Raw genomic sequence first — 19,518 nt, 5'->3', positions numbered from 1 at the left:
ACCCGACCTTGACGTGATCTACCGTCAGTCACGCCGATCGATCGCACCATTCAGGGCGCTCAGTCGGGTTAAGCGCCTGCCGCCCCGGTGCTCGACCGCAGCGGCCGGGACCGGCGGTCGCGAAGCATGCCGGAGATCTTCTCCGGCATGCCGGCCGTCGATCCCGTAGCCGTTCCGTTGTCCGGAGTCGAGCAGGCGCGGGGCGCTCCCGTCACTCCCGGCCTGCGGGGCGCGCTGACGCCCCGATAGCCGGTCCGCCCCCGCCTCTCCGCCTCCGCTTCTCCCCTCCTCCCCCGGCGCTCCTGTTCCCGCGCTCCCCTGTTCTCCCGCTCTCCCGCTCCGCGCGAGCCGGATCCGCCCTCGCGTCACCACGGCGGATCCGGCATGAGGGCCCCGCTGCCCGATTCCCCCGCAGCAGTCAGCGCGCCGCCAGCAGTGCCTCCAGGGCTGTCGCCGTATCCGGATGACGGCCCACCAGCGCCACGCCCTGCGGGCCGGGATCCGCCGTCTCCCAGGTCCCGTCGCAGCCCAGCAGGCTCGCCACGGCGTCGCACGTCGCGGGGTGGGCGGCGAGGAGCACGGCACCCCGGCCGGAGCCCGCGCGTCGCGCCGACCGCCCGGCTTGCGGCTCCTGCCGTTCCCGCCACGGCGGCACCCACTCGTCCAGCGCCTCGAGCCGGCCGGGGAAGATCCGGCCCGCCTCACGGATCAGGAGCGGGGCCAGCTCGGCGCCGCCGGACCGCAGGGTGGTGATCAGGGTCGGCAGCCACGGCAGGAGGACGGGATCCGGCAACCGTGCGAACGCGTTCGACACCGCTTCCACGACGAAGTCCGTGAGGCTCGGTACCGGCTCCAGCGCGTGCACGAAACCGCTGAGGTAGCGCGGATAGGCGGGCACCACCAGGGGGTTGCCCAGCAGTTCGTCGCACCGTGTCCGCAGGTCAGCCCGGGACAGGTGCCCGAGTTGCGCCTGGGCCGCCCACAGCAGCGCCGTCTTCGACGGGTCCTGGGGATGAGACTGCGCGACCGCAAGCTCCAGCTGGGTCCGGTCGCAGCCCAGCGACAGCGCCAGGCTCTCCATACTGAACAGGAAGCCGAGCATCGCGGCGACCTGGCGGACGGTCGCGTCCTCGTCGGTGAACGCCGTCGGCAACAGGGTGCAGTAGTGCGCGTATCCCGCCTTGACGAAGGACTCGATCCATGGCGGCAGTACGGGCTCGCTGGTGCGGTAGTACGCCAGCAGCCGGCGTACCCGGCGCAGGACCTCCGGCGCGCCGTCGACGCTGCGTTCGGCCGCCAGGACCTCCAGGGCGCGGGTGCCCAGCTCGTCGGCGAGGCGGCGGCTGCGCAAGTACAGCGTCGCGTCCTCGACGGCGGCCAGGACGGTCGCCGCGGTCGCCTGCGGGCCGTACGCCGTGCGTCGAAGGCGCTGCTCCAGTACCTGCTCGATGCTCACGCCCTCATAGCCGAGTTCGATGAGGGCACGTTGGTGGGTGCCCAGCGCAAGGTCCCACGACTCCTGGATCGGCCGCTCGCCGAGGCGCCGCTCCCCCATGATCGGGCGCGCGGCGCCTTGTGGCATCAGGTATCGCAGCATCCACAGCGCGTCGGAGCAGCGCTCCAGTTCCGGCCGGGAGGCGATGTCCAGCAACGCCCGTTGCACGCCGCGCTGCTGGAGCTTCAGATTCAGCGGCGTGAGCCGGTCGTGCACGTCGCGGGCCAAGGGTGGCAGCGCGTCGTAGCCGACCTGGCCGATCCGGTCGCCGCCCATCATGATCTCCACGAGGCGGCGTACGTCGCGCCGGCCCGGCACGGTGTCCTTCTCGATGCAGGTGACGGCCGCGTCCTGGAAGTCGTACGGCGTGGGCTTGGCCCGGTCGCGCATGCCCGCGAGCAGGATCGACGTCTCGAACACCGCGATGGCGTCGGCGGTGGAGGCGAGGTAGCCGTTGCGACGTGCGGCGCGCACGATCTCCACCGACCAGCCGAGCAGCTCGGCCTCGTCGAGGCGGTCGAGGACGGGCGGTCGTTGCAGGAAACCGGACAGCCTGTCCGCGGCCGGAGCCGTCGGCACCGGAGCGGCGGCGGCCTTCTTGGCCCTGGTCTTCTTCGTGCCCGCCTGTCCGGCCAGGCGGAACGGCTCCACGCGCGTGCGCCGCACGTTCTTCGCCCACACTGTGGCGGCGATCGAGACCGAGCCGGCGGCGAGGCCGAACTGCGCCTCGATCGCGGCGTGGCTGGACGGGATCAGACCGTGCTGCCACTTGGTCGCGGTGCGCGGACCGATCTCGAAGGTGTCGGCGCCCTGGACACCGAACTCCGCGACACGGCTGGCCGCGTGGAACGCGCCGCAGACGTAGAGGCAGTCCGCCGGATCCGTGCCGGTCGCGGTCAGGTGCTCGCGCATCCTGGTCCACATGTAGCGCTCGCGGTCCTCGTCCACGCGCACCCGGTGGGGGTCACCGGGAGCGAGGCGCCGGAAGAGGCTGCCGATCAGCAGCATTACTTGCCGGTAGGTGTCGTGGTCGCTGTCGCCGAGCGGCAGCTCGACGTACTGGTGCCACCATTCCGACCAGTGCCGCACCCGGCCGTGGCGCAGCAGGTGCTCCTCCAGTTCGGCGAAGCGCGGCCGCAGGTCGCCGATCTCCACGCCGACCGCGTCGCCGTGCAGCGCGGCCTCCTCCTCGGCCGGCGGGGCATCGGGATCGGCCGGCTCGGCGGACTGCGCCCCGCGCGCGTCCCACTGGAACACGTGGTCCGAGGAGCGGTCGACGAGGACCAGCTCCACGCCCGGCGTGTCGAGGGCGTAGGCGATCGCCTGGTACTCGGCCGACGCCTCGGTGATCGGCGCGACCACCGACAGCGGCGACCACTCGGCCGGGAAGCCCTCGGTCTCCGTCGCGAACGCCTGCACCGCCACCGGGAGCCGGCAGTTGCGCAGTTCGGTCAGCAGCGGTGCCATGTCCTCGCACAGCTCCAGGTACACGACCTTCGGCTGCTTCTCGCGCAGCCTGCGGGCCATCGCGATCGCCGAGGCGGGCGAGTGATGGCAGACCGGGAAGATCTCCAGCGGCTCGCGCACCGCGCGGTCGACGTCGTCGACGATGCCGAGGAGGATGCCCTCCAACGCGCCGGGTCCGTCGGCGAACGCCGTGGCGGCTTCCTGAAGTTGGGTGCGCAGTGCGGTGAACGTACCCTCGTTCGGGCCGCTCATGACAGGGTGGCGATCGCGTCGCGGCCGCCCTCCAGGAACTCCGGCCAGGACCCGCCCTCCTCCTTGCTGCGCGGCTCGACGACACCGTGCAGGTACTTGTTGAGGATGGCCAGGTCCTCCGGCTCGCGGCGCGCCAGCGACCCCACGAGCGAGGAGGCGAGTGTGTGGGCGGTCAGCGCGCGCTCGCCGAAGAAGTTGCTGTGCAGGATCGCGTCCTCGAGCACGCCGATCTGCTCGGCGGTGGACAGCGCGGACTCGAGCTTCTCGTCGTCGCTGCCGGCCGCGGCCGCGGAGGCGCGCAGGTCGGCGAAGCTCTGCAGCAGCACATCCAGCAGCGTCGGCGGTACGTCCAGCTCGATCTGGTGCCGGCGCAGCAGTTCCTCGGTGCGGAAGCGGACGATCTCCGCCTCGCTCTTCTTGTTGGTCATCACCGGGATGCGTACGAAGTTGAAGCGTCGCTTGAGCGCCGAGGACAGGTCGTTGACGCCCCGGTCGCGGCTGTTGGCGGTGGCGATGACGGAGAACCCCGGCTTGGCGAAGACGATGTTGTCGCTGTCCAGCTCCGGGACGGAGATGTACTTCTCGGACAGGATCGAGATCAGTGCGTCCTGGACGTCGCTGGTGGAGCGCGTGAGTTCCTCGAAACGGCCGATCGCGCCGGACTCCATGGCGGTCATGATCGGTGAGGGGATCATCGACTCCCTCGACTGGCCCTTGGCGATCACCATGGACACGTTCCACGAGTACTTGATGTGGTCCTCGGTGGTGCCTGCCGTGCCCTGCACGACGAGCGTGGAGTTGCGGCTGATCGCGGCGGACAGCAGCTCGGCCAGCCAGCTCTTGCCGGTGCCGGGGTCGCCGATGAGCAGCAGGCCGCGGTCGGAGGCCAGGGTGACGATGGAACGCTCGACGAAGCTGCGGTCGCCGAACCACTTCTGCGAGATCTCCCGGTCCAGGCCGTCCGAGGGCTCGGAACCGAGGACGAACAGGCGGACCATCTTCGGCGACAGACGCCAGGCGAAGGGCTTGGGGCCGTCGTCGATCGACTCCAGCCAGTCCAGTTCCTCGGCGTACTTGAGCTCGGCGGGGGCGCGCAACAGGTCGGACATGTCAGTGCCTTTCTGAAAAATTCTTAAGCGAGGAACGTCTTGAGCTCGTGGACGAGCTTGCGGATGTGGCCGGAGATGACCGGTGTGCCGAGGTCCTTGAAGCGCTCCCGGAACCACGGGTTGACGCTGGCGCGGCCGGAGCTGGTCACCGAGCCGACGGGGATGAACTTGGCCCCGGAGCGGTGAATGGCGGCCATGCTTTCGAACAGCGGCTCGGTCCGCCATTCGTAGAAGTCGGAGATCCACACCACGACGGTGTTGCGGGGCTCGGCGATCTTCGGCCGGGCCAGCGCCATGGCGACCGTGCCGTCGGTGCCGCCGCCGAGGTTGGTGCGCAGCAGGGTCTCGAAAGGGTCGTGCACCCACGGTGTGAGATCGAGCGCCTGGGTGTCGTACGCGATGAGGTGGACGTCCACCTTCGGCAGCCCGGCGAAGATCGACGCCAGGATGGTGCAGTTCACCATCGAGTCGACCATCGAGCCCGACTGGTCCACGACCACGATCAGCCGCTGGGGCGTGGTCTTGCGGGCGGTGTGCCGGTAGTAGAGGCGGTCGACGTACAACCGCTCCTCCTCCGGGCTCCAGTTGGTGAGGTTCTTCCAGATCGTGCGGTCGAGGTCGAGGTTTCGGAACACCCGCTTGGGCGGGACCGAGCGGTCCAGGGCGCCGACCGTGGCCTTCTCCACCTGGGTGCGCAGCACCTCGGCGACCTCGTCGACGAAGCGGCGGATCAGGTCCTTGGCATTGGCGAGGGCCACACCGGACAGGTTGTTCTTGTCCCGCAGCAGCTGCTCTATCAGCGACATGCTGGGCGTCAGCTGAGCTGCCAGCTTGGGGTCGGCGAGCACCTCGCGCAGGTGCATCCGCTTGACGAGGTCGGCCTCGATGGCACCGAGCTCCGGCCCGATCGCCGGAATCAACCGGCTGAGGTCAGGCGTCGTACCGCCGCCGCCGGAGCCGGTCGGGCTCACGCCCGGTCCCCCGGCGCTTCTGCCGGCCCGGCCGCCGCGCAGCTCGCCGGGCTTGCAGCCGAGGGCACGCTCCAGCCAGCCCGCGTCGGACTGCCAGCGCGACAGCTGTCCGGCGGTCACGGTGCCGGAAGCGGAGGCGAAGACGTTGAGCAGCACCTTCGACACCAGTGCGGCACGCCGCACCTCGGCCGCACGGTCGCGTCCGCCGTCACCTTCTTCCGTGGACTCGGCCTCGGTCTCGGGGACCATCAGGCCGTCGAACTCGGCGGCCAGTTCCGGGTGGCGCTGCACGATCGAGTCGACGGACGCCTGCGGGTCCAGCAGCGCGGGCGGCAAGCCCATGTTCTCGACGACGGCGAGGCTCGACGACTCCAGGGTCGCCTGCTCCTCGTGGTCGAAGAGACGGGCGAGCAGCCGCCAGTAGAGGACTTGACGGCGATTGTCGTGCGGTGCCGCTTCCGGGTTCTGCTCGTTCGTCCGGTCGGTCATTTCCGCAGCAGCCTTCCGGCGCGCTCGCGCAACACCACGATGGCGTCGGTGGCCGCCTTCTCCGCCTTGGCGCCGGCCTTGTCCGTCGTGCCGCCGGCCCATCCCCCGGCGTGGATCGCGACGGCCTTCTTCCGTACGGTCGTCTCGACGGCGAGGGGCTGGACGCCGAACGTCCCGGCGTCCCAGCGCAGCAGCCCGATGCACGCGCTCGAAGCCGCGACGGCGTCGGGTGTGAGCGGGCCGGCGGCCGGAATGCGGTCGGTGTCGACGGCGAGAGGCTGCCCGGCAACAGTGAACGTCAGTATGCCGTCGCCCGGTCGGCCGTCCGGTGCGGTGTGCTTCTGCTCGCCCTTCCGGACGGTGTAGCCCTCCAGGAAGACGGGGACGGCGATGCGCGCCGGATGCCGGTCCAGCGGTGCGGTCGCCGAGGCCTTCGCGGTGGACAGGGCGACGCGGGCGGTGGCGAAGGCGTCGGCCGGCTCGCCCGGACGCGCGTGCTCGTCGCTCCAGATCAGGTCGCCCTCGGCGGTGATCGGCATGTCGGCGATGTCCATCGAGCGGCCCTCGCCGACGGCGGCCAGCAACGACATGTGCGGGCGGAGCAGTTGCCAGACTCCGGCGCCGACGACCGTGTCCGGCTTCGGCACCGCGACACCAGCGCGCACCAGGCGGGGCGAGGCGCCGTCGGCGGGCTCGAACACGGCGTGGACCTGGGCCTGTGCGGCGGTCGCGTGTTCGTGCATGTCGACGCCGAGGGGCAGCAGGCGGCCGGTGGCCGTCCCCGCGGCGGGCACGTCAGCGGCACCGGGCAGCGTCAGGAGCATCGCCCGTGACCACAGGTCGGCCCAGCGGCGTGCCGGGATCCGTTCCAGGGCCGTGCCAGGGCAGGATGCGGCGAGTTCGGCGGCGAACCCGTCGAGGAGGGTCGCCAGACGGCGCATGGACGGGTCCGGGAGCATCGCGGAGACGACCTGTGCCGATCCGGAGACCACGTCGTGGTCCATCCCCTGCCATCCGGTGCGTGCCAGGTCGGAGAGCCACGAGCGGGCGGCGGCCAGCAGGTTCCCGGCCTGCTGCTCGGCGGGGGTCGGGGCCGTCTCCGCACCACGCGCCCGGCCCGTCGCCTCCTCGACCCGGGTCACCAGGGCGTCGTGGACGGAGCCGAGGAGTGCGGTACGCGCGGCGGCGAGGGCGACGAAGTGGTCCTCGCCCGCGGCTCCGGCCGCCGCCTTCTCGGCGGCTTCGGCGACCCTGGGGGCCAGGGGCGTGCCCGCGACGGCGTGCGCGAGTTCCGTCAGCTCGGCGGCCTGGGTGGACCGGGGGCGGAGCAGACCGCCGACGAGAGCCCGGTCGAAGGCGTCGACGGCGGCCAGGGCTTCGTCGAGCCCTGTGATCGGTTCGGCGAGCAGGTCCGTACGCTCCTCCACGCTCGAACCGAGTTCGCGCGAGGGCACCCCTGTCGCCACCGCCCTGGTCGGCGGGAACCACTGCATCTCCGGCAACGGGACGGTGGTCGGCGCGAGTTCCAGGTAGGCCAGGTGACGCAGGAACCGGCTGAAGACGGGAGCGGCGGCCGTGCTGTCCGCCTGTGCGGGGCGGGTGCCGATCATGTCGGAGGCGAGGCTCTGCGCACTGGGCTCTCCGTCCACGGACTCGACCCGCAGATAGCGGGCGACGCGCTCGGCGCCGTACTGCAGCACCGCCTCGCTGATCAGGGCGCGGATGTGGTTGCAGAACGAGCCGCGCGCTCCGCCGCAGGGCCGGTTGTTGTTGGTGCTGCAGGCGAACGCGTACGTCCGGGCCGCGACCGACGAGACATAGACCCGCTCGATGTCGGAGCCGCTGGACACCACGCCCTGCAGGCGTCCGTCGGCCAGTTCGACGAACGGGACCTTGGCGAGCTTGCGCGGCCGGGCGGGTGGGATCACCCGTGCCGTGCTCGACCTCTCCCAATCTGACAACGCGCCATCTCCTTTGCGCCCAGGGGACTGTCACCCCGGATCGGCGGGACACGGCTGAACATACTTGCGGCCACTGACAATGCCGATCACGGACCGGATCGGGGCCGCTGGGAAGGAGTTCGAAGGCGTCGGAAGGAGACTGGAGCCGCCGTTGGTCGGCCCGCCCCCTCATTCCTCCGGATACAGGGCCCGCGCGATCCGCTGGTGGAGGTCGTGCTGCCCGTGCCCGGGAGGCGTGGGTGTGGCGTCGACGACCGCGTGGGCGAGCGCTCGGAGTTTCACGTTCGTCTGCTGGGAGTGACGACGCAGCACTCGCAGGGCGACGTCCTCGTTCACGCCGTACAACGCCATCAGGACACCGCGCGCCACGTCCACGTCCTCCTGCGAGGCGCGGGCGCGCGCGATGTCCGCGTCCGCCGACTTCTGGGCCTGTTTCTGGACCGGTTCGGTGACGTCCACGACGAACCCGCGCAGCACGACCACCGAACCGTCGTCGACGCGGCCGTCGCCCACGAGCACGGCGTGCCGTTCTTCCCCGGCACGGGTCAGGAGCCGGTAGTACGTGCTGAACGGCAGCCCCGTGCTCAGCCCCTGGTCCCACACCCCGCGGATGTTCTTCCGGTCGTCGGGGTGCACGTGCCGGTCCAGCATGTCGCCGGTCGCCGGCACCTCGTCGGGGTGGTAGCCGAGCATGCGGTACATGTCGTCGGACCACCACCAGGCGTTCTCGGGCACGCGGAAGAGGAACACGCCGGTGAGAGCCTCGGCCTCGTCCGCCGCGTCGACCTGTTCCACCATCACCGCGAACCTCCTGCAGGACTGCGGTCCGGCCCCTGCCGCGTTCCGGGACCGGAACTCCGGACCGTACGGGGAGTCTCGCATCACCGCTCCTCGGGCGCCGCCGGAACACGACGCCTGCCGAGGCGAAGGGGGGAGCCATGAACCTGCCATGATTGGCGCATGACACGGATACGGCCCCAGCTCGTCGCGGCCCCGCTCCTTGTACTGATCGCCGTCACGGCCACCGGATGCGCCGATCCGTCGGCGGATCCCCGCGCGGGTGGTCCAGGAGCGTCGGCGGCGGCGAAGGGCTACTGTCCGCTTCCCGAGGAAGAGGGGCCGACGCCGACCCCGTGCATCACGTTCGACTGGAACCAGCGGGTGGCGGAGAACCACGCGTACCGCTCGCCGATGCCCATCACCACCCAGCAGAAGGCGCAGGCCGCACCGCGTGCCGAGCGGCTGGCCTCGGCCCTGAAGAAGCTCGCGGCGACCGGGACCACGGAGGAAGGCCTGCGCGCCGCGGCCGCCGACGCCCTCGGGATGCGGTCGGAAAAGATCGAGGTGCAGGGCGACAAGTTCGACCCGCTGCGGGACATGCTGGTCGGCGGCGGCGAAGGCCGGGTGTGCGTCAACGGCACGGTCGACAGCACGGGTCGGGCGACCGCGGAGGTCATCGGCCGCACAGCCGACGGATCCTGCCTGCCGGGCCTGGGCGGACACTGACCTGCGGGGGCTCGACGGCCGGCCGCCGGTCCCCCAGCTGCCCGACGGTCGGAGGGGTGGATCGGGCACCGGCTGCCCCGTCCTTCCGGGCGTTCCTCGAGGTGAGCCACGGGTGGCGGCACGCGGGCGGTCGCCGCCGGGTGGCACGAGGAGATGCGCCGGTGACGAAGGACGTCAGTCCATCAGTCCGGCGGCCAGCGTCGCTCCGAGCTCCCAGCACGCCTCCACGTCGGCCTTGCCCGGCTCCCCGGTCACGGTCACCGGTTCGGCGGCGCGCCGCCAGCCGAGGCCCGTCGTGATCGACTCGATGCCGCGCACCGCTCCCGTGACGTCGTTGCCGCCGTGCACGTAGAAGCCGAACGGCCGTCCCCGGGTCGCGTCCAGGCACGGGTAGTAGACCTGGTCGAAGAAATGCTTCAGGGCGCCGGACATGTAGCCGAGGTTCGCCGGGGTGCCCAGCAGGTATCCGTCGGCGGACAACACGTCCGACGCCGTGGCGGACAGCGCCGCCCTGCGTACGACGTCGACGTTCTCGATCTCCGGGTCCGTGGCGCCGGAGACGACGGCTTCGAACATGGCCTGGCAGTTGGGCGAGGGTGTGTGATGCACGATCAGCAGAGTGGGCACATCCCCGAACCCTGCCGCCCCGGCCTCCCCACCGCAAGCCGAGCCGGAAGGCCGGACGCCGCGCCGCGATCGCAACCGACGACGCGACAGTGCTCGGCGCAAGGGCGGCCAGGACGCGGAAGGCCTCCTTCGGCTCCCCGTGTCGGCCCGAACGCGGACCGCCGGGCCGGTCCTTGACGGTCCTGGTGAGGGCATGGCTCGCCATGCCCAATCGCAGCGCGGGGGGCGATGCGGGGCGTCCGGCGTGACGAACTCGCACGCCGTCACCGCGTGCAGTCTCCTCGCGTCTCGTCGTCCACCACGATGTGGACGACGCCCCGGTGCCTCAGTCACCGCCCGCCCTGCCCTTCTGTGACACCGGTATCCGTTCCAGGACGCCACCCGCGAACACGTCGTACAGCGGCAGCGTCTCCAGGTGGACGTAGCCGATGTGACAGTCGCAGACGGCGAGGGCAGGGGCGCGGGCGGAGGGCCGTGCGATAGGAGCCGTCGTAGAGGTTGTCCATTATGTGGAATCAAGTTTGTCAAGAATCATTCGGCCTGTGATGAACCAAGAGGCGGGTGCTACGTCGTAGCTACGTACGCCGAGTCTCAGGGAGGCGCGTGTGAAGCGCTGGTGTGTCGTGCAGCGGCTGGCTGGAGTAGTTGCCATAGGCGCTGTGTTGGTCGGATGCGGCGCTGCCTCCAGTGGCGCGTCAGGAATCGGCGCAGAGTCGGCAGGACCGTCGGCGCCGCCTTCCGCGGTGAGTAACGATCCCACGCTCTCGGCGGCAGCGGATGAGGTGGATACGATCGTCCGCCCTCGGTATGAGGACTGGTACGCGAGTACCGTCCTCGATCACCGAGGCGGTGTGATGACCGTCTACCGGAAGCCGGGAAGCGACTTGGACACGGCCGTCCGCTCCCGTGTGTCTGGAGTGAAGTTGGTGTTCAAAGACTCGGCTTTGTCCGAGATGACCATGTTGGCCCTGGTCCGGAAGATCATGGCCGACACGGGGTACTGGCGGGAGCGGGGCATCGTCATCACCGGGGGCGGACCGCTGAGCGACGGTTCAGGCGTCGAAATGATGACGCAGGCGGGAACGGACGCGGAAGCGACACGGCTGTCGAAGCACTACGACAGCCGCGTCGTGGTGGAGCGCGGGACTGCTGTCGCGGCCCCTGGAGAGCAATTCACACCGTCAGCCCAGGGCCCGAAGTAGGCCGGGAGCGGTCCGATGCGTCAGAAATGGACGCCAAGATTACCGGTGGCCACAGTGATATCCGGGTACCACCAGCGCCAGGAGCAGTTGCGGCCATTGCCGTTGGGGCCGCCGGGACAGCCGATTATCTGCGAGCCGTCGTGCACTGGATCGCCCAGGTACGCGCAGCCGACCTGGACGGCGGGGCCGGCTGTCACAGGGGACGCCCTTCCCGCAGACACACCACCGTTCCGCCCGCCGCAGCCGAGTGCAGCGCGGCGAGCGTCGGCAGTTGGGCGGCGAGTGGCGTGTTGTGCAGCTCGCCGAGGGCGAACCAGTCGTGCCGGTCGTGCTCGGAGCTGAGCCGTACGGGTACGTCGTCGGCGAGGGTGCCGCCGTGGAAGAAGCAGTCGAGAACCGGGCCGGTGCCCAGCACATCGACCCGGTGGTCGATGCCGATCAGAGCGGGTTCGGACCCGAGTTCGATGCCGGTCTCCTCGCGCATCTCACGGCGGGCCGCCGTCCACGGGTCCTCGCCGTGGTCGAGCATCCCGCCCGGCAGCCACCAGTTCCCGCTGTTGGGTTGGCCCGGCGCGTAACGCAGCAGCAGGATGTGGCCGTCCCCGTCCAGCACCAGGACGCACGCGGCGATGAGCGCCTGCGGCTGTGTCCTCACCCACTCCTCCCGCGGCATCCAGTCAGCCACCTTGTTTCCCCCCTCAACGACCTTAACGACCTCGCCGGCCTCACCGACCGCACCGGGCCCGCCGGATGGGCTCCGGACGCCGCAGCCATTCCACCCGATAACGGTCGAAGCCAGGGGGCCGCCGTCCGTGTGCCCTGCCTACCCCGATCATGATCCCTATGTCTCATACCTCTCGACGAAGACTTCTCGCCGCTCTCGCGGCCTCTGCCGCGTCCGTGCCGCTCGTCGGAGCGGCCTCGGCTCCGGCCCGTGCCGCCGGGGCGGCCACGGCCGTGGAGCCGTTCTCGGGTCCGGCCGGTCTGTCCTCGGCCCGTTCCTCGGTGACCCTGCCGCCACTGGACGCCTCCTACTTCACCCCGGTGACGCTGAGCAGCCCGCTCACCGCCACCGTGCTCCCGGGGACCCCGGCCCGCACCGAGGTCACCTCCGGCGGCAGGCGCGTCGCGCTGCTGACCCACGGTGCGCGAACCGTCGTACTGCCCGGCCCGCAGCGCACGTTCGCGGAGAACAAGCGGCCCTTCGTGGACGACTTCCAGCGCACTCTGCCCGACCTCTCGCTCGACTTGGCGGACCGGAAGTACTGGGGCACCTCGCCCGGCGGTGGCAGCTGGTCCACGCTCGGGCCGGCGGACACCGACTACTCGGTCGTGCCGGGCAGCGGCGTCGTCAGCCTCACCACCGAGAACTACAGCCGGCACGCCAGCCTGCGCGACGACGAGATCACCGACGTCGACGCCCGCTGCACGGCCCGGTTCGACAAGGTGCCCACCGGCCAGGCGTGTTCGTTCGGGCTGACCTTCGGCTACCAGACCACCCACAGCAACTACCGCGCCCGGCTGTCCTTCCTGACCTCGGGCGCGGTCGAGCTGCGCGTCGAGAAGGAGGTCGACGACGCGGTGACCCAGCTGGCCGCCGCCCTCACGCTCGACACGAGCGTGCCCGCGGGGACCGACTGGACGATCCGGGTGCGCCGGGAGGGCACCAGGATCCAGGCCAAGGCCTGGCGGTCGGCGTCGGCCGAGCCGACCGCGTGGGCCGTCGACGTCACCGACCCCACCTTCGCCAAGGGACGGGTGGGCCTGCGCGCCCTGGCCAACAAGGGCTGTACGAACCTGCCGGTCACGCTGTCCGTCAGCCGCTACGAGGTGGACGCCGCGAACTGGGAGACCCCGCCGACCGTCACGCACGGCGACTGGGTGCGGGTGCTGCCCGAGCCGTTCGACGGGACGTGGACGACGCAGCTGGAGCAGACGATCCGCGGCTGGGCGGGCTCCACCGTCCCCGATGTCCTCGCCTACGCCGCGATGTTCCTCGGCGACGCTCCGGCGGTCACGGCCGGGGCCGGACCGGCCCAGGGCAAGCAGGTGCTGGGCGAGGCCGGGTACGGCTACCTCGACCCGCAGGGTTACCGCTACGAGGGCGCCGACTTCCACGAGTACATGAACGTGGGCTGGACCTTCCCCGACGGGACCTACACCGGACCGTCCAGCAAGCAGGTCGGCAACCTCGACTGCTCGGGCTACACGCGGATGGTCTACGGCTACCACATGGGCGTGCCCCTGGCCGCCGGCGAGGACACCTCCGGGAACCGGATCCCGCGCAAGTCGCGCCACATCGTCGACTACGCACCCGGAGTGGTCATCGACCGCACCGACGGCACCAATCCGCCCGCGGCGGCGCTGCTCCAGCCCGGCGACCTGGTGCTGTTCAACGCCGACTCGGGCGACGACGACGCCGAAACGGACACCGTGACCGTCGACCACGTCGGCATCTACCTGGGCACGGACGCGGCCGGCAAGCGCCGTTTCGTCTCCAGCCGCAAGACGGTCAACGGGCCCACCATGTCCGACCTGGGCGGCGCGTCGCTGCTCGACGGCACGGGCACGTACGCCACGAAGCTGCACACCGTGCGCCGTATCTGAACCTGCCCCGAAGTCAGCCGACGTCCAGAGGAACCGGTGGGTGTGGATCCCGAAGTGCAGGAAGGACCGCACCTGCCGGAGTCCGTCGATCGGTCTGACGACGTCGTTGACGAAGTCCAGGAGGTCCTTCGGACCGGCCGCAACCCCGCCCGGCCTGGCGGAACCGGAGGACGCGCAGTCTCAACAGCTCCGGTGGCGGCCGCCCGGCCCGGAAGAGGCCACAGGGAAACGAAGGTCACAATTACGTATCGGACATTCCGCTCTTCAACCTTCACACGAGCCGCACAAATTAGCTAAGTTGGCGTCAGGCCGCTCGGATCCCTCCGGCGAATCCCGCCGGGCCGTGCAGCCTCCGCCGAGTCCGGTGAACCACTGCGGCCGCCGGAGCCGGGGACCCGACCGATCTTTGGGGTGAATCGGCCCAACTGCCCTGCGGGGCAAGGGCCGTAGGGCACGCCTTCCGGAACCTCCGCCCGAACCCGACAGCTAACTCGGTAGGCGGTGCACGGAAGGAGTACGTCGCCGATGGCGCCGGAACGCGACACGCGCCCCGAAGGTCTCGGCCTCCCCGGAACGGACGCGGTCAGCCGCGAGGAGATCCGGCAGCGGATCAACACGCTCTACGACCGCGCCGAGACCGACACGGGGAACTACAACGCCACCCGCGCGATGACAGCGGGGACACGCAGGCCCGCCGCATCGATGCGCGCCACGGAACGCAGGCAGGCCGACCCCGCCCTCGACACCGTCGCCCGGCAGTGGTTCGACGTGGCGCGCGCCAAGCTGGGCCCGACGGTCGCGGCGGCGCTGCCGGCCGACAGAACGCCCGCCCCTCCGGCCGCGGCCCGCCCCGCGCGCCCGACGGAACTCCCGGCCACGGTTCCGGCGCAGCGCCTCGAACTGGAGGCACCCGCCAAACGTGTCCCGGAGCTGACCGCCGGGCCCGTAGCCGCGCTGCCGGCCGCGCCGGAGAGCCGGCGAGACGCGCTCCCGGCTCTCTCGGCGCCCTACGCTCCTCCGGCTCTCCCGGCCGTGCTGCCCGCGTCCGCGCCCGTCACCACGTCGCGGCAGTCGGCGTTGAGGGCGACGAAGGAACAGATCCAGGAAAAGCTCACCGCGGCAAGGGAGTTGCTGCCCCGGCAGATTTCCCTGCGGGGCGCACCGCCCGCCGCGCTCGTGGCCGCGCCGACGGCCGAACCCCTCTGGCCGGCCCCCGAGCAGCAGGATCCTCCGCGCGGCGAGGGAATCGGCTGGCTCACGCAACCGGCGATCGGCCTCGACACCGGCCTCCCCGTCGGCTCCGGGTACACGAACGCACCCGTCGACAACGGCCAGTTCGGCGTCCCTCTCGAGAGCCCCCTCCTCGACACCGGTTACACAACCGGTCAGTTCAGCTTCACCGCCGACACGACTTACCCGAACAGCCGTGCTGACACCGGGCAGTTCAGCCTCCCGCTCGACGCCGGGTACGAGAACGCCTCTGTCGACACCGGCCAGTTCAGCGTCGTCTCCGTCCCCGTCGGCGTGCCGGAGGCGACGTACAGCGGCAAGGCCGCGAAGGCCCTCGACTTCGCCCGCGCCCAGATCGGCAGGCCGTGCCTGTGGGGGGCGACCGGACCGGAGTCGTACGACTGCTCCAGCCTGACCCAGGCCGCATGGAAGGCCGCCGGGGTCGCGCTCCCCCGCACGGCGATCGACCAGGCCCGCACGGTCGCGGCGATTCCGCTCACCGACCTCCAGCCGGGCGACCTCATCTTCTTCTACGGCGATGTCAGCCACGTCGGCGTCTGCACGGGCAACGGCACGATGATCCACGCCCCGGGCCCGGGCGCTCCCGTACGCGAGGAGTCGATCTTCTTCGCCGGGCAGACCGCGATCCACAGCGCGGCACGGCCCGCGTGAACTTCGGTTCCGCGACAAGGGACTTGGGTGAGCTGGTCACGGTCCCGGCCGGGCAGGTAACCCTGTCCGACCGGCGAACGCGGCGCAGCTGGACGGTCGAGCTCGCGCCCTACCGACTCGCTGCCGTACCGGTCACCCAGGCGTCGTACGCACGGGTGACCGGTCGGCGCCCGAGCACCGCGCAAGGGGACCGGCTGCCCGTCGAGGGCGTCTCCTGGTGGGACGCGGTCCGCTTCTGCAACGCCCTGTCCCTCCGCGACGGCTTCGCCCCCGCGTACCGCTTCGAGGACGGCAGAGACGACAGAGGGGACGGCGGCGAGGACTGCGGCGGGGATGACGGCGGGGACGTCGAATGGGACACGTCGGCGGACGGCTACCGGCTGCCGACCGAGGCGGAGTGGGAGCACGCCTGCCGCGCCGGTACGACGGGCCCCCGCTACGGCCCTCTCGACGAGATCGCCTGGCACCGGGGCAACTCGCGGGAGCGGATCCACGCGGTGGGCGGCAGACGGCCCAACCCGTGGGGGTTTTCGGACCTCCTCGGGAACGTCTGGGAGTGGTGCTGGGACGTCTACGACCCCGAGGTGTACGGCAGCTACCGGGTGCTGCGCGGCGGCGGCTGGTTCGACGAGCACTGGAGCTGCCGGGCCTCCGTGCGGCGGCGCAGCCACCCCACCTTCCGGGTCGACGACGTCGGATTCCGCGTCGCGCGTTCCCTGGCGCGGACGTGACGGTCAGGGTCGCGGGCGTGACGGTCAGGGATCGGACAGGTGCGTGCGAGAGCACATCCGGTAGCGGTTGATCGCCTTCTTCAGCTCGTCCAGCTCCGGTTCCGGCAGCGCGCCGTACTGAACGAACTCCAGAACATGCTCGGCGACCGTGCGCAGCTTGGTGTTCGTGCGCTGTGAGACGTCCCGCAGCACCCGCCAGGCCTCTTCGGGCGGGATCTGTCCCAGGGCGACCACGGCGCCTATGGCCTGGTCGATGACGGCGTGCGAGGCCACCGCCTGCCGGAGCTGCTCGTTCTCCTCCTCGAGCCGTTCGTTGTCCTGGGCGAGGTCGGTGACGGACTGCAGTCGCAACGGATCTCGCCGTGAGGTCGCGAAGAATGCCATGATCCCCCCTTGGTGAGCGAGCGGCCACGTTTACAGCTTCCCTCGGTCGGGCCCTTCACACGACCCGTACCGTCCGGTCGAGCCGTGTGCACGGCCGTCCGGGGGTGTCCGCGGTTGGCCTTCCGCCGTCGCCCGATGCATCGTGGAGCCATGATTTTCATCGCCGTACGCTTCACCGTCCGTCCCGAGCGTGCCGACGAGTGGCTGTCGCTGGTGGGTCCGTTCACCGAGGCCACTCGCGCGGAACCGGGCAATCTGTTCTTCGACTGGTCGCGCAGTGTCGACGACCCGAACAGGTTCACGCTGCTGGAGGCGTTCGCGGACGAGGACGCCGGGGCCGCCCATGTGCAGTCCGAGCATTTCAAGGCGGGCCTTGCCGCGATGGCCGGCGCGGTCGCCGAGACGCCCGAGATCATCAACGTGAACGTGCCCGACCAGCACGGCTGGGGCCCGATGGCCGAGCTCGCCCCTCAGGCGTGAGGGCGGTCGGCGGTCGGCCGGGACCGGCAGGTCCTGTGACTCCAGGCTGAACAGCTCGCCCGGGTGGGGTCGGTGGGCTGCAGAAGGGGCGCGCGGGCTGACCGACAGGGCGCCGCCCGGATCGCTGGTACTGATCCGGGCGCCGCGCCCCTGGCGTCCGCGAGGGCGTCACATGGGGCGCCGCCGGGTGCGGGTGAGCAGGACGACGCCGGCGACCGCGAGGACGGCACCGACGGCCGCGGGCCACAGCTGCGCCCCCGTCTCGGCGAGGCCGCCCTTGACTGCCTGAGGTTCGGTCTGGGGTGCGGTCTGCGGTTCGGTCCGGGGTGGCGTCTGCGTCGCGGCGGACGTGTCCCTCCCGCCCTCGCCCGTGTCCTGCGCCTGCTCGGAGGCGGTCGTCTCGTCGGGGGCGGTGGTGACGAGGTTGCCGCCCTTGGCGTCCGAACCCGCCTGCGCCGACGCGTCCTTCGGGCGTGCGGTGGCCGAGGGGGACGCGTAGACCTTCGGCTGGGCGTCGCCGGTGGCGGTGGCGGTGGCGGTGAGGTGAGTGCTCGGCGTGTCGGTGGGAGGCGCCGAGGTGTCGTCGTCTCCGGTGTCTCCGGGCTGCTCCGCTCCGCCGTCCCCGCCCTTCGGAGGCTCCGGGGCCTGTGTCTGCTGCCCCTGGTCGCCGTTGCCGTCGCCATCCCCGTTCCCGGTACCCGGCGCGGCGCCGGCACCGCACTGCCGGCCGTCGTTGACGCAGTCGACCATCTCCCGCATCAGGCCCTCGTCGAAGACGTTGATGAAGTCGCCGTGGTCCGTTACCGGCTTGTGCAGCTGCTCGGGGAAGGAGTCCACCGCGAACAGCGGGGTCGTCCGGCCGCCGTCCTGGACGCTCGGCGCGTCCACGTCGTACACGATGCGCTGCACCAGCTGCGGGATGGCCCGGAAGCCCTCCGGGCAGGAGCCGTCGGCGGCGGCGAACGCCACGTGGGTACGGTGGTTGGCGCTGTCGATGTTCCGGCCGTCCCAGCAGCTCTGGAACTTGAAGGTGCGCACGACGTCACTGCCGTCCGGGCAGAGCGGGTACTTGTCCTTCAACTGTCGGTCCTCGAAGCCGGTGCAGCTCCACGACGCGTTGGCGTTGGCGGGGCCGTTGACGAACGCCTTGGCGTCGCCGGTGATGATGCGCAGCAGCCGCGGCATGGCCGTGACCTGGCCGCGGGGGTTGCCCACGAACGTCAGCGTGACCTCCTTGGGCGTGACGATCTCACCGGCGTTGCCCTCGGTACCGCCGCCGGGCGCGCCGGCGTCCCGCTCCTGAGTGCCGTTCTGAAGGCGCAGCACGGGCCAGTAGTACGAGGACTTGTCGCCGTCGTCCTGGCAGCTGGTGTCGGCGTTCGCCAGATCGTCGTCGCTGGAGAAGGCGTTGTTGGACTGGTTGCCGACGTAGTCGTGGAAGTGGTGGGCTCCATTGGTGACGCCCGGGGCGACGATGACGTTGTCGGAGTTGAACAGTCCCTCCGCGTTCACCCCGCAACTGGTGGTGAACGTGCCGCGGGAGGCGTCCGCCTGGGGGCTCGGGCCCGGCGCGTTGGGCTGGGCGGTGGTGATGTCCGCGAAGTCGCCGGCGACGGGGCCGTTTCCGGCCTGTCCACCGTTGCCGCCCGGGTTTTGCCCCTGGTCCTGGTCCTGACCCTGGTCCTGACCCTGGTCCTGCCCCTTGTCCTGGTCCTGCGTCTGGTCGCGCAGTGTGCAGGGCGCCAGGGTCTCCAGGCCCTCCGGACGGTCCCCCACTCGGTCGATGGCGATCGCGATGCGCTCGATCGTCGCGGCCCGCTTGTCCTTCAGCGGATTCATGATCGTGCTGTCGGCGAAGCCGCTGTCCTCCTGTGCTGCGCCCGCCGATTGCTGCAGCCGCTGGTAGGCGTCGGCGATCTGCTGGTCCAGCAGCGCGAGTTCCTTGTCGACCTCCGGGCGCGCCGGGTCCGGCACCGCCGTCAGACGATCACCGACGTCCGGGCAGTCGATCGTGCCGGGCCCCCAAGCGCCCTCCCCTGCACCGCCGTTGGCGTCCGACTGCTGAGTGTCGCCGCCCAGGCCACCTTCGGTCGCGGAGGCGTACACGTTCGCCACGACCAGTCCGCCGCCGCCCAGTATCAGAGCGGCGGCTGCAAAGGTCGCGCGTCGTGCGCCTGTTGGGCGTCTGCGCGTGCTGCGTCCCACGGAAGTACTCCTACGCGTCGTGGCCGGGCTCTGGGTATGAAAATCCCCCGTCCCATACGCAGTCCGGTCCCGGTGCGTTCAAGCGCCTCATGAATTCACAGCAACCTCATATGCCGTGCAGGGGGTATTA

15 protein-coding genes, 3 pseudogenes and 1 riboswitch are annotated in these 19,518 nt (G+C 71.0%); of the genes and pseudogenes, 6 read left to right on the top strand and 12 right to left on the bottom strand.

The annotated features are described in order from the left end of the window. Positions 1 to 418: 418 nt before the first annotated feature. The 6 genes and pseudogenes from ACFY16_RS29850 to ACFY16_RS29825 form a co-directional block, all read right to left on the bottom strand. The gene (locus tag ACFY16_RS29850) at positions 419 to 3,214 is read right to left on the bottom strand and encodes a hypothetical protein (RefSeq protein ID WP_390650281.1); all 2,796 of its coding nucleotides are present in this window, start codon (positions 3,212 to 3,214) and stop codon (positions 419 to 421) included. Next, positions 3,211 to 4,323: an AAA family ATPase gene (locus tag ACFY16_RS29845; protein WP_390650280.1), complete on the bottom strand. Its 1,113-nt coding sequence runs from the start codon at positions 4,321 to 4,323 to the stop codon at positions 3,211 to 3,213. The genes ACFY16_RS29850 and ACFY16_RS29845 overlap by 4 nt, the downstream gene beginning before the upstream one ends. Before the next feature lie 23 nt (positions 4,324 to 4,346). Continuing rightward, on the bottom strand, positions 4,347 to 5,783 hold the full coding sequence (locus ACFY16_RS29840) for a VWA domain-containing protein (protein ID WP_390650279.1): 1,437 nt from the start codon (positions 5,781 to 5,783) through the stop codon (positions 4,347 to 4,349). Beyond that, on the bottom strand, positions 5,780 to 7,210 hold the full coding sequence (locus ACFY16_RS29835) for a hypothetical protein (protein ID WP_390650320.1): 1,431 nt from the start codon (positions 7,208 to 7,210) through the stop codon (positions 5,780 to 5,782). Before ACFY16_RS29835 ends, ACFY16_RS29840 begins: the two co-directional genes overlap by 4 nt. A gap of 33 nt (positions 7,211 to 7,243) precedes the next feature. Beyond that, a pseudogene (locus ACFY16_RS29830) lies at positions 7,244 to 7,744 on the bottom strand (hypothetical protein); the annotation flags it as partial. Between the two features lie 168 nt (positions 7,745 to 7,912). Then, positions 7,913 to 8,542, bottom strand: coding sequence for a PAS and ANTAR domain-containing protein (locus tag ACFY16_RS29825; protein ID WP_390650278.1), 630 nt, complete (start codon positions 8,540 to 8,542; stop codon positions 7,913 to 7,915). 162 nt (positions 8,543 to 8,704) lie between these two features. Between ACFY16_RS29825 and ACFY16_RS29820 the strand changes: the two genes are divergently transcribed. Continuing rightward, positions 8,705 to 9,250: a precorrin-3B C(17)-methyltransferase gene (locus ACFY16_RS29820; protein WP_390650277.1), complete on the top strand. Its 546-nt coding sequence runs from the start codon at positions 8,705 to 8,707 to the stop codon at positions 9,248 to 9,250. Positions 9,251 to 9,424: 174 nt separating this feature from the next. On the opposite strand, the gene ACFY16_RS29815 is transcribed toward ACFY16_RS29820, so the two are convergent. Both ACFY16_RS29815 and ACFY16_RS29810 read right to left on the bottom strand, forming a co-directional pair. Then, complete coding sequence (locus tag ACFY16_RS29815; protein WP_390650276.1) at positions 9,425 to 9,877, bottom strand: flavodoxin family protein; 453 nt, start codon at positions 9,875 to 9,877, stop codon at positions 9,425 to 9,427. Between the two features lie 325 nt (positions 9,878 to 10,202). Beyond that, a pseudogene (locus tag ACFY16_RS29810) lies at positions 10,203 to 10,383 on the bottom strand (radical SAM protein); the annotation flags it as partial. Between the two features lie 237 nt (positions 10,384 to 10,620). Here ACFY16_RS29810 and ACFY16_RS29805 point away from each other — a divergent pair. Then, complete coding sequence (locus ACFY16_RS29805) at positions 10,621 to 11,079, top strand: hypothetical protein (protein WP_390650275.1); 459 nt, start codon at positions 10,621 to 10,623, stop codon at positions 11,077 to 11,079. A gap of 193 nt (positions 11,080 to 11,272) precedes the next feature. Here ACFY16_RS29805 and ACFY16_RS29800 read toward each other — a convergent pair whose 3' ends face one another. Next, positions 11,273 to 11,764 (bottom strand): NUDIX hydrolase, encoded by a 492-nt coding sequence (locus ACFY16_RS29800; RefSeq protein WP_390650274.1) that lies wholly within the window; start codon positions 11,762 to 11,764, stop codon positions 11,273 to 11,275. A gap of 158 nt (positions 11,765 to 11,922) precedes the next feature. Here ACFY16_RS29800 and ACFY16_RS29795 point away from each other — a divergent pair, with 158 nt between their 5' ends. Further along, positions 11,923 to 13,686: an NlpC/P60 family protein gene (locus ACFY16_RS29795; RefSeq protein WP_390650273.1), complete on the top strand. Its 1,764-nt coding sequence runs from the start codon at positions 11,923 to 11,925 to the stop codon at positions 13,684 to 13,686. Positions 13,687 to 13,710: 24 nt separating this feature from the next. On the opposite strand, the pseudogene ACFY16_RS29790 reads toward ACFY16_RS29795, so the two are convergent. Continuing rightward, a pseudogene (locus ACFY16_RS29790) lies at positions 13,711 to 13,830 on the bottom strand (AsnC family transcriptional regulator); the annotation flags it as partial. 199 nt (positions 13,831 to 14,029) lie between these two features. Further along, a riboswitch (cyclic di-AMP (ydaO/yuaA leader) is annotated at positions 14,030 to 14,203 on the top strand. A gap of 8 nt (positions 14,204 to 14,211) precedes the next feature. Between ACFY16_RS29790 and ACFY16_RS29785 the strand changes: the two are divergent. Together ACFY16_RS29785 and ACFY16_RS29780 are read left to right on the top strand one after the other, a co-directional pair. Next, the gene (locus tag ACFY16_RS29785) at positions 14,212 to 15,588 is read left to right on the top strand and encodes a C40 family peptidase (RefSeq protein ID WP_390650272.1); all 1,377 of its coding nucleotides are present in this window, start codon (positions 14,212 to 14,214) and stop codon (positions 15,586 to 15,588) included. Positions 15,589 to 15,620: 32 nt separating this feature from the next. Further along, complete coding sequence (locus ACFY16_RS29780) at positions 15,621 to 16,319, top strand: formylglycine-generating enzyme family protein (RefSeq protein WP_390650319.1); 699 nt, start codon at positions 15,621 to 15,623, stop codon at positions 16,317 to 16,319. Positions 16,320 to 16,343: 24 nt separating this feature from the next. On the opposite strand, the gene ACFY16_RS29775 is transcribed toward ACFY16_RS29780, so the two are convergent. Further along, entirely contained in the window at positions 16,344 to 16,703 is a 360-nt protein-coding gene (locus tag ACFY16_RS29775; protein ID WP_390650271.1) for an ANTAR domain-containing protein, read from the bottom strand. A 150-nt stretch (positions 16,704 to 16,853) separates the two neighbouring features. Here ACFY16_RS29775 and ACFY16_RS29770 point away from each other — a divergent pair, with 150 nt between their 5' ends. Continuing rightward, positions 16,854 to 17,183 carry a putative quinol monooxygenase gene (locus tag ACFY16_RS29770; RefSeq protein WP_390650270.1) on the top strand — a complete coding sequence of 110 codons (330 nt, stop codon included), beginning with the start codon at positions 16,854 to 16,856 and terminating at the stop codon, positions 17,181 to 17,183. 168 nt (positions 17,184 to 17,351) lie between these two features. On the opposite strand, the gene ACFY16_RS29765 is transcribed toward ACFY16_RS29770, so the two are convergent. Next, positions 17,352 to 19,388 carry a DUF1996 domain-containing protein gene (locus ACFY16_RS29765; RefSeq protein ID WP_390650269.1) on the bottom strand — a complete coding sequence of 679 codons (2,037 nt, stop codon included), beginning with the start codon at positions 19,386 to 19,388 and terminating at the stop codon, positions 17,352 to 17,354. Positions 19,389 to 19,518: the final 130 nt, after the last annotated feature.

Source organism: Streptomyces sp. NPDC001315 (assembly GCF_042896175.1).
Lineage (GTDB): Bacteria > Actinomycetota > Actinomycetes > Streptomycetales > Streptomycetaceae > Streptomyces.
Note: the sequence above shows the minus strand (reverse complement) of the source record. Positions and strands in the feature narration are given on the sequence as shown.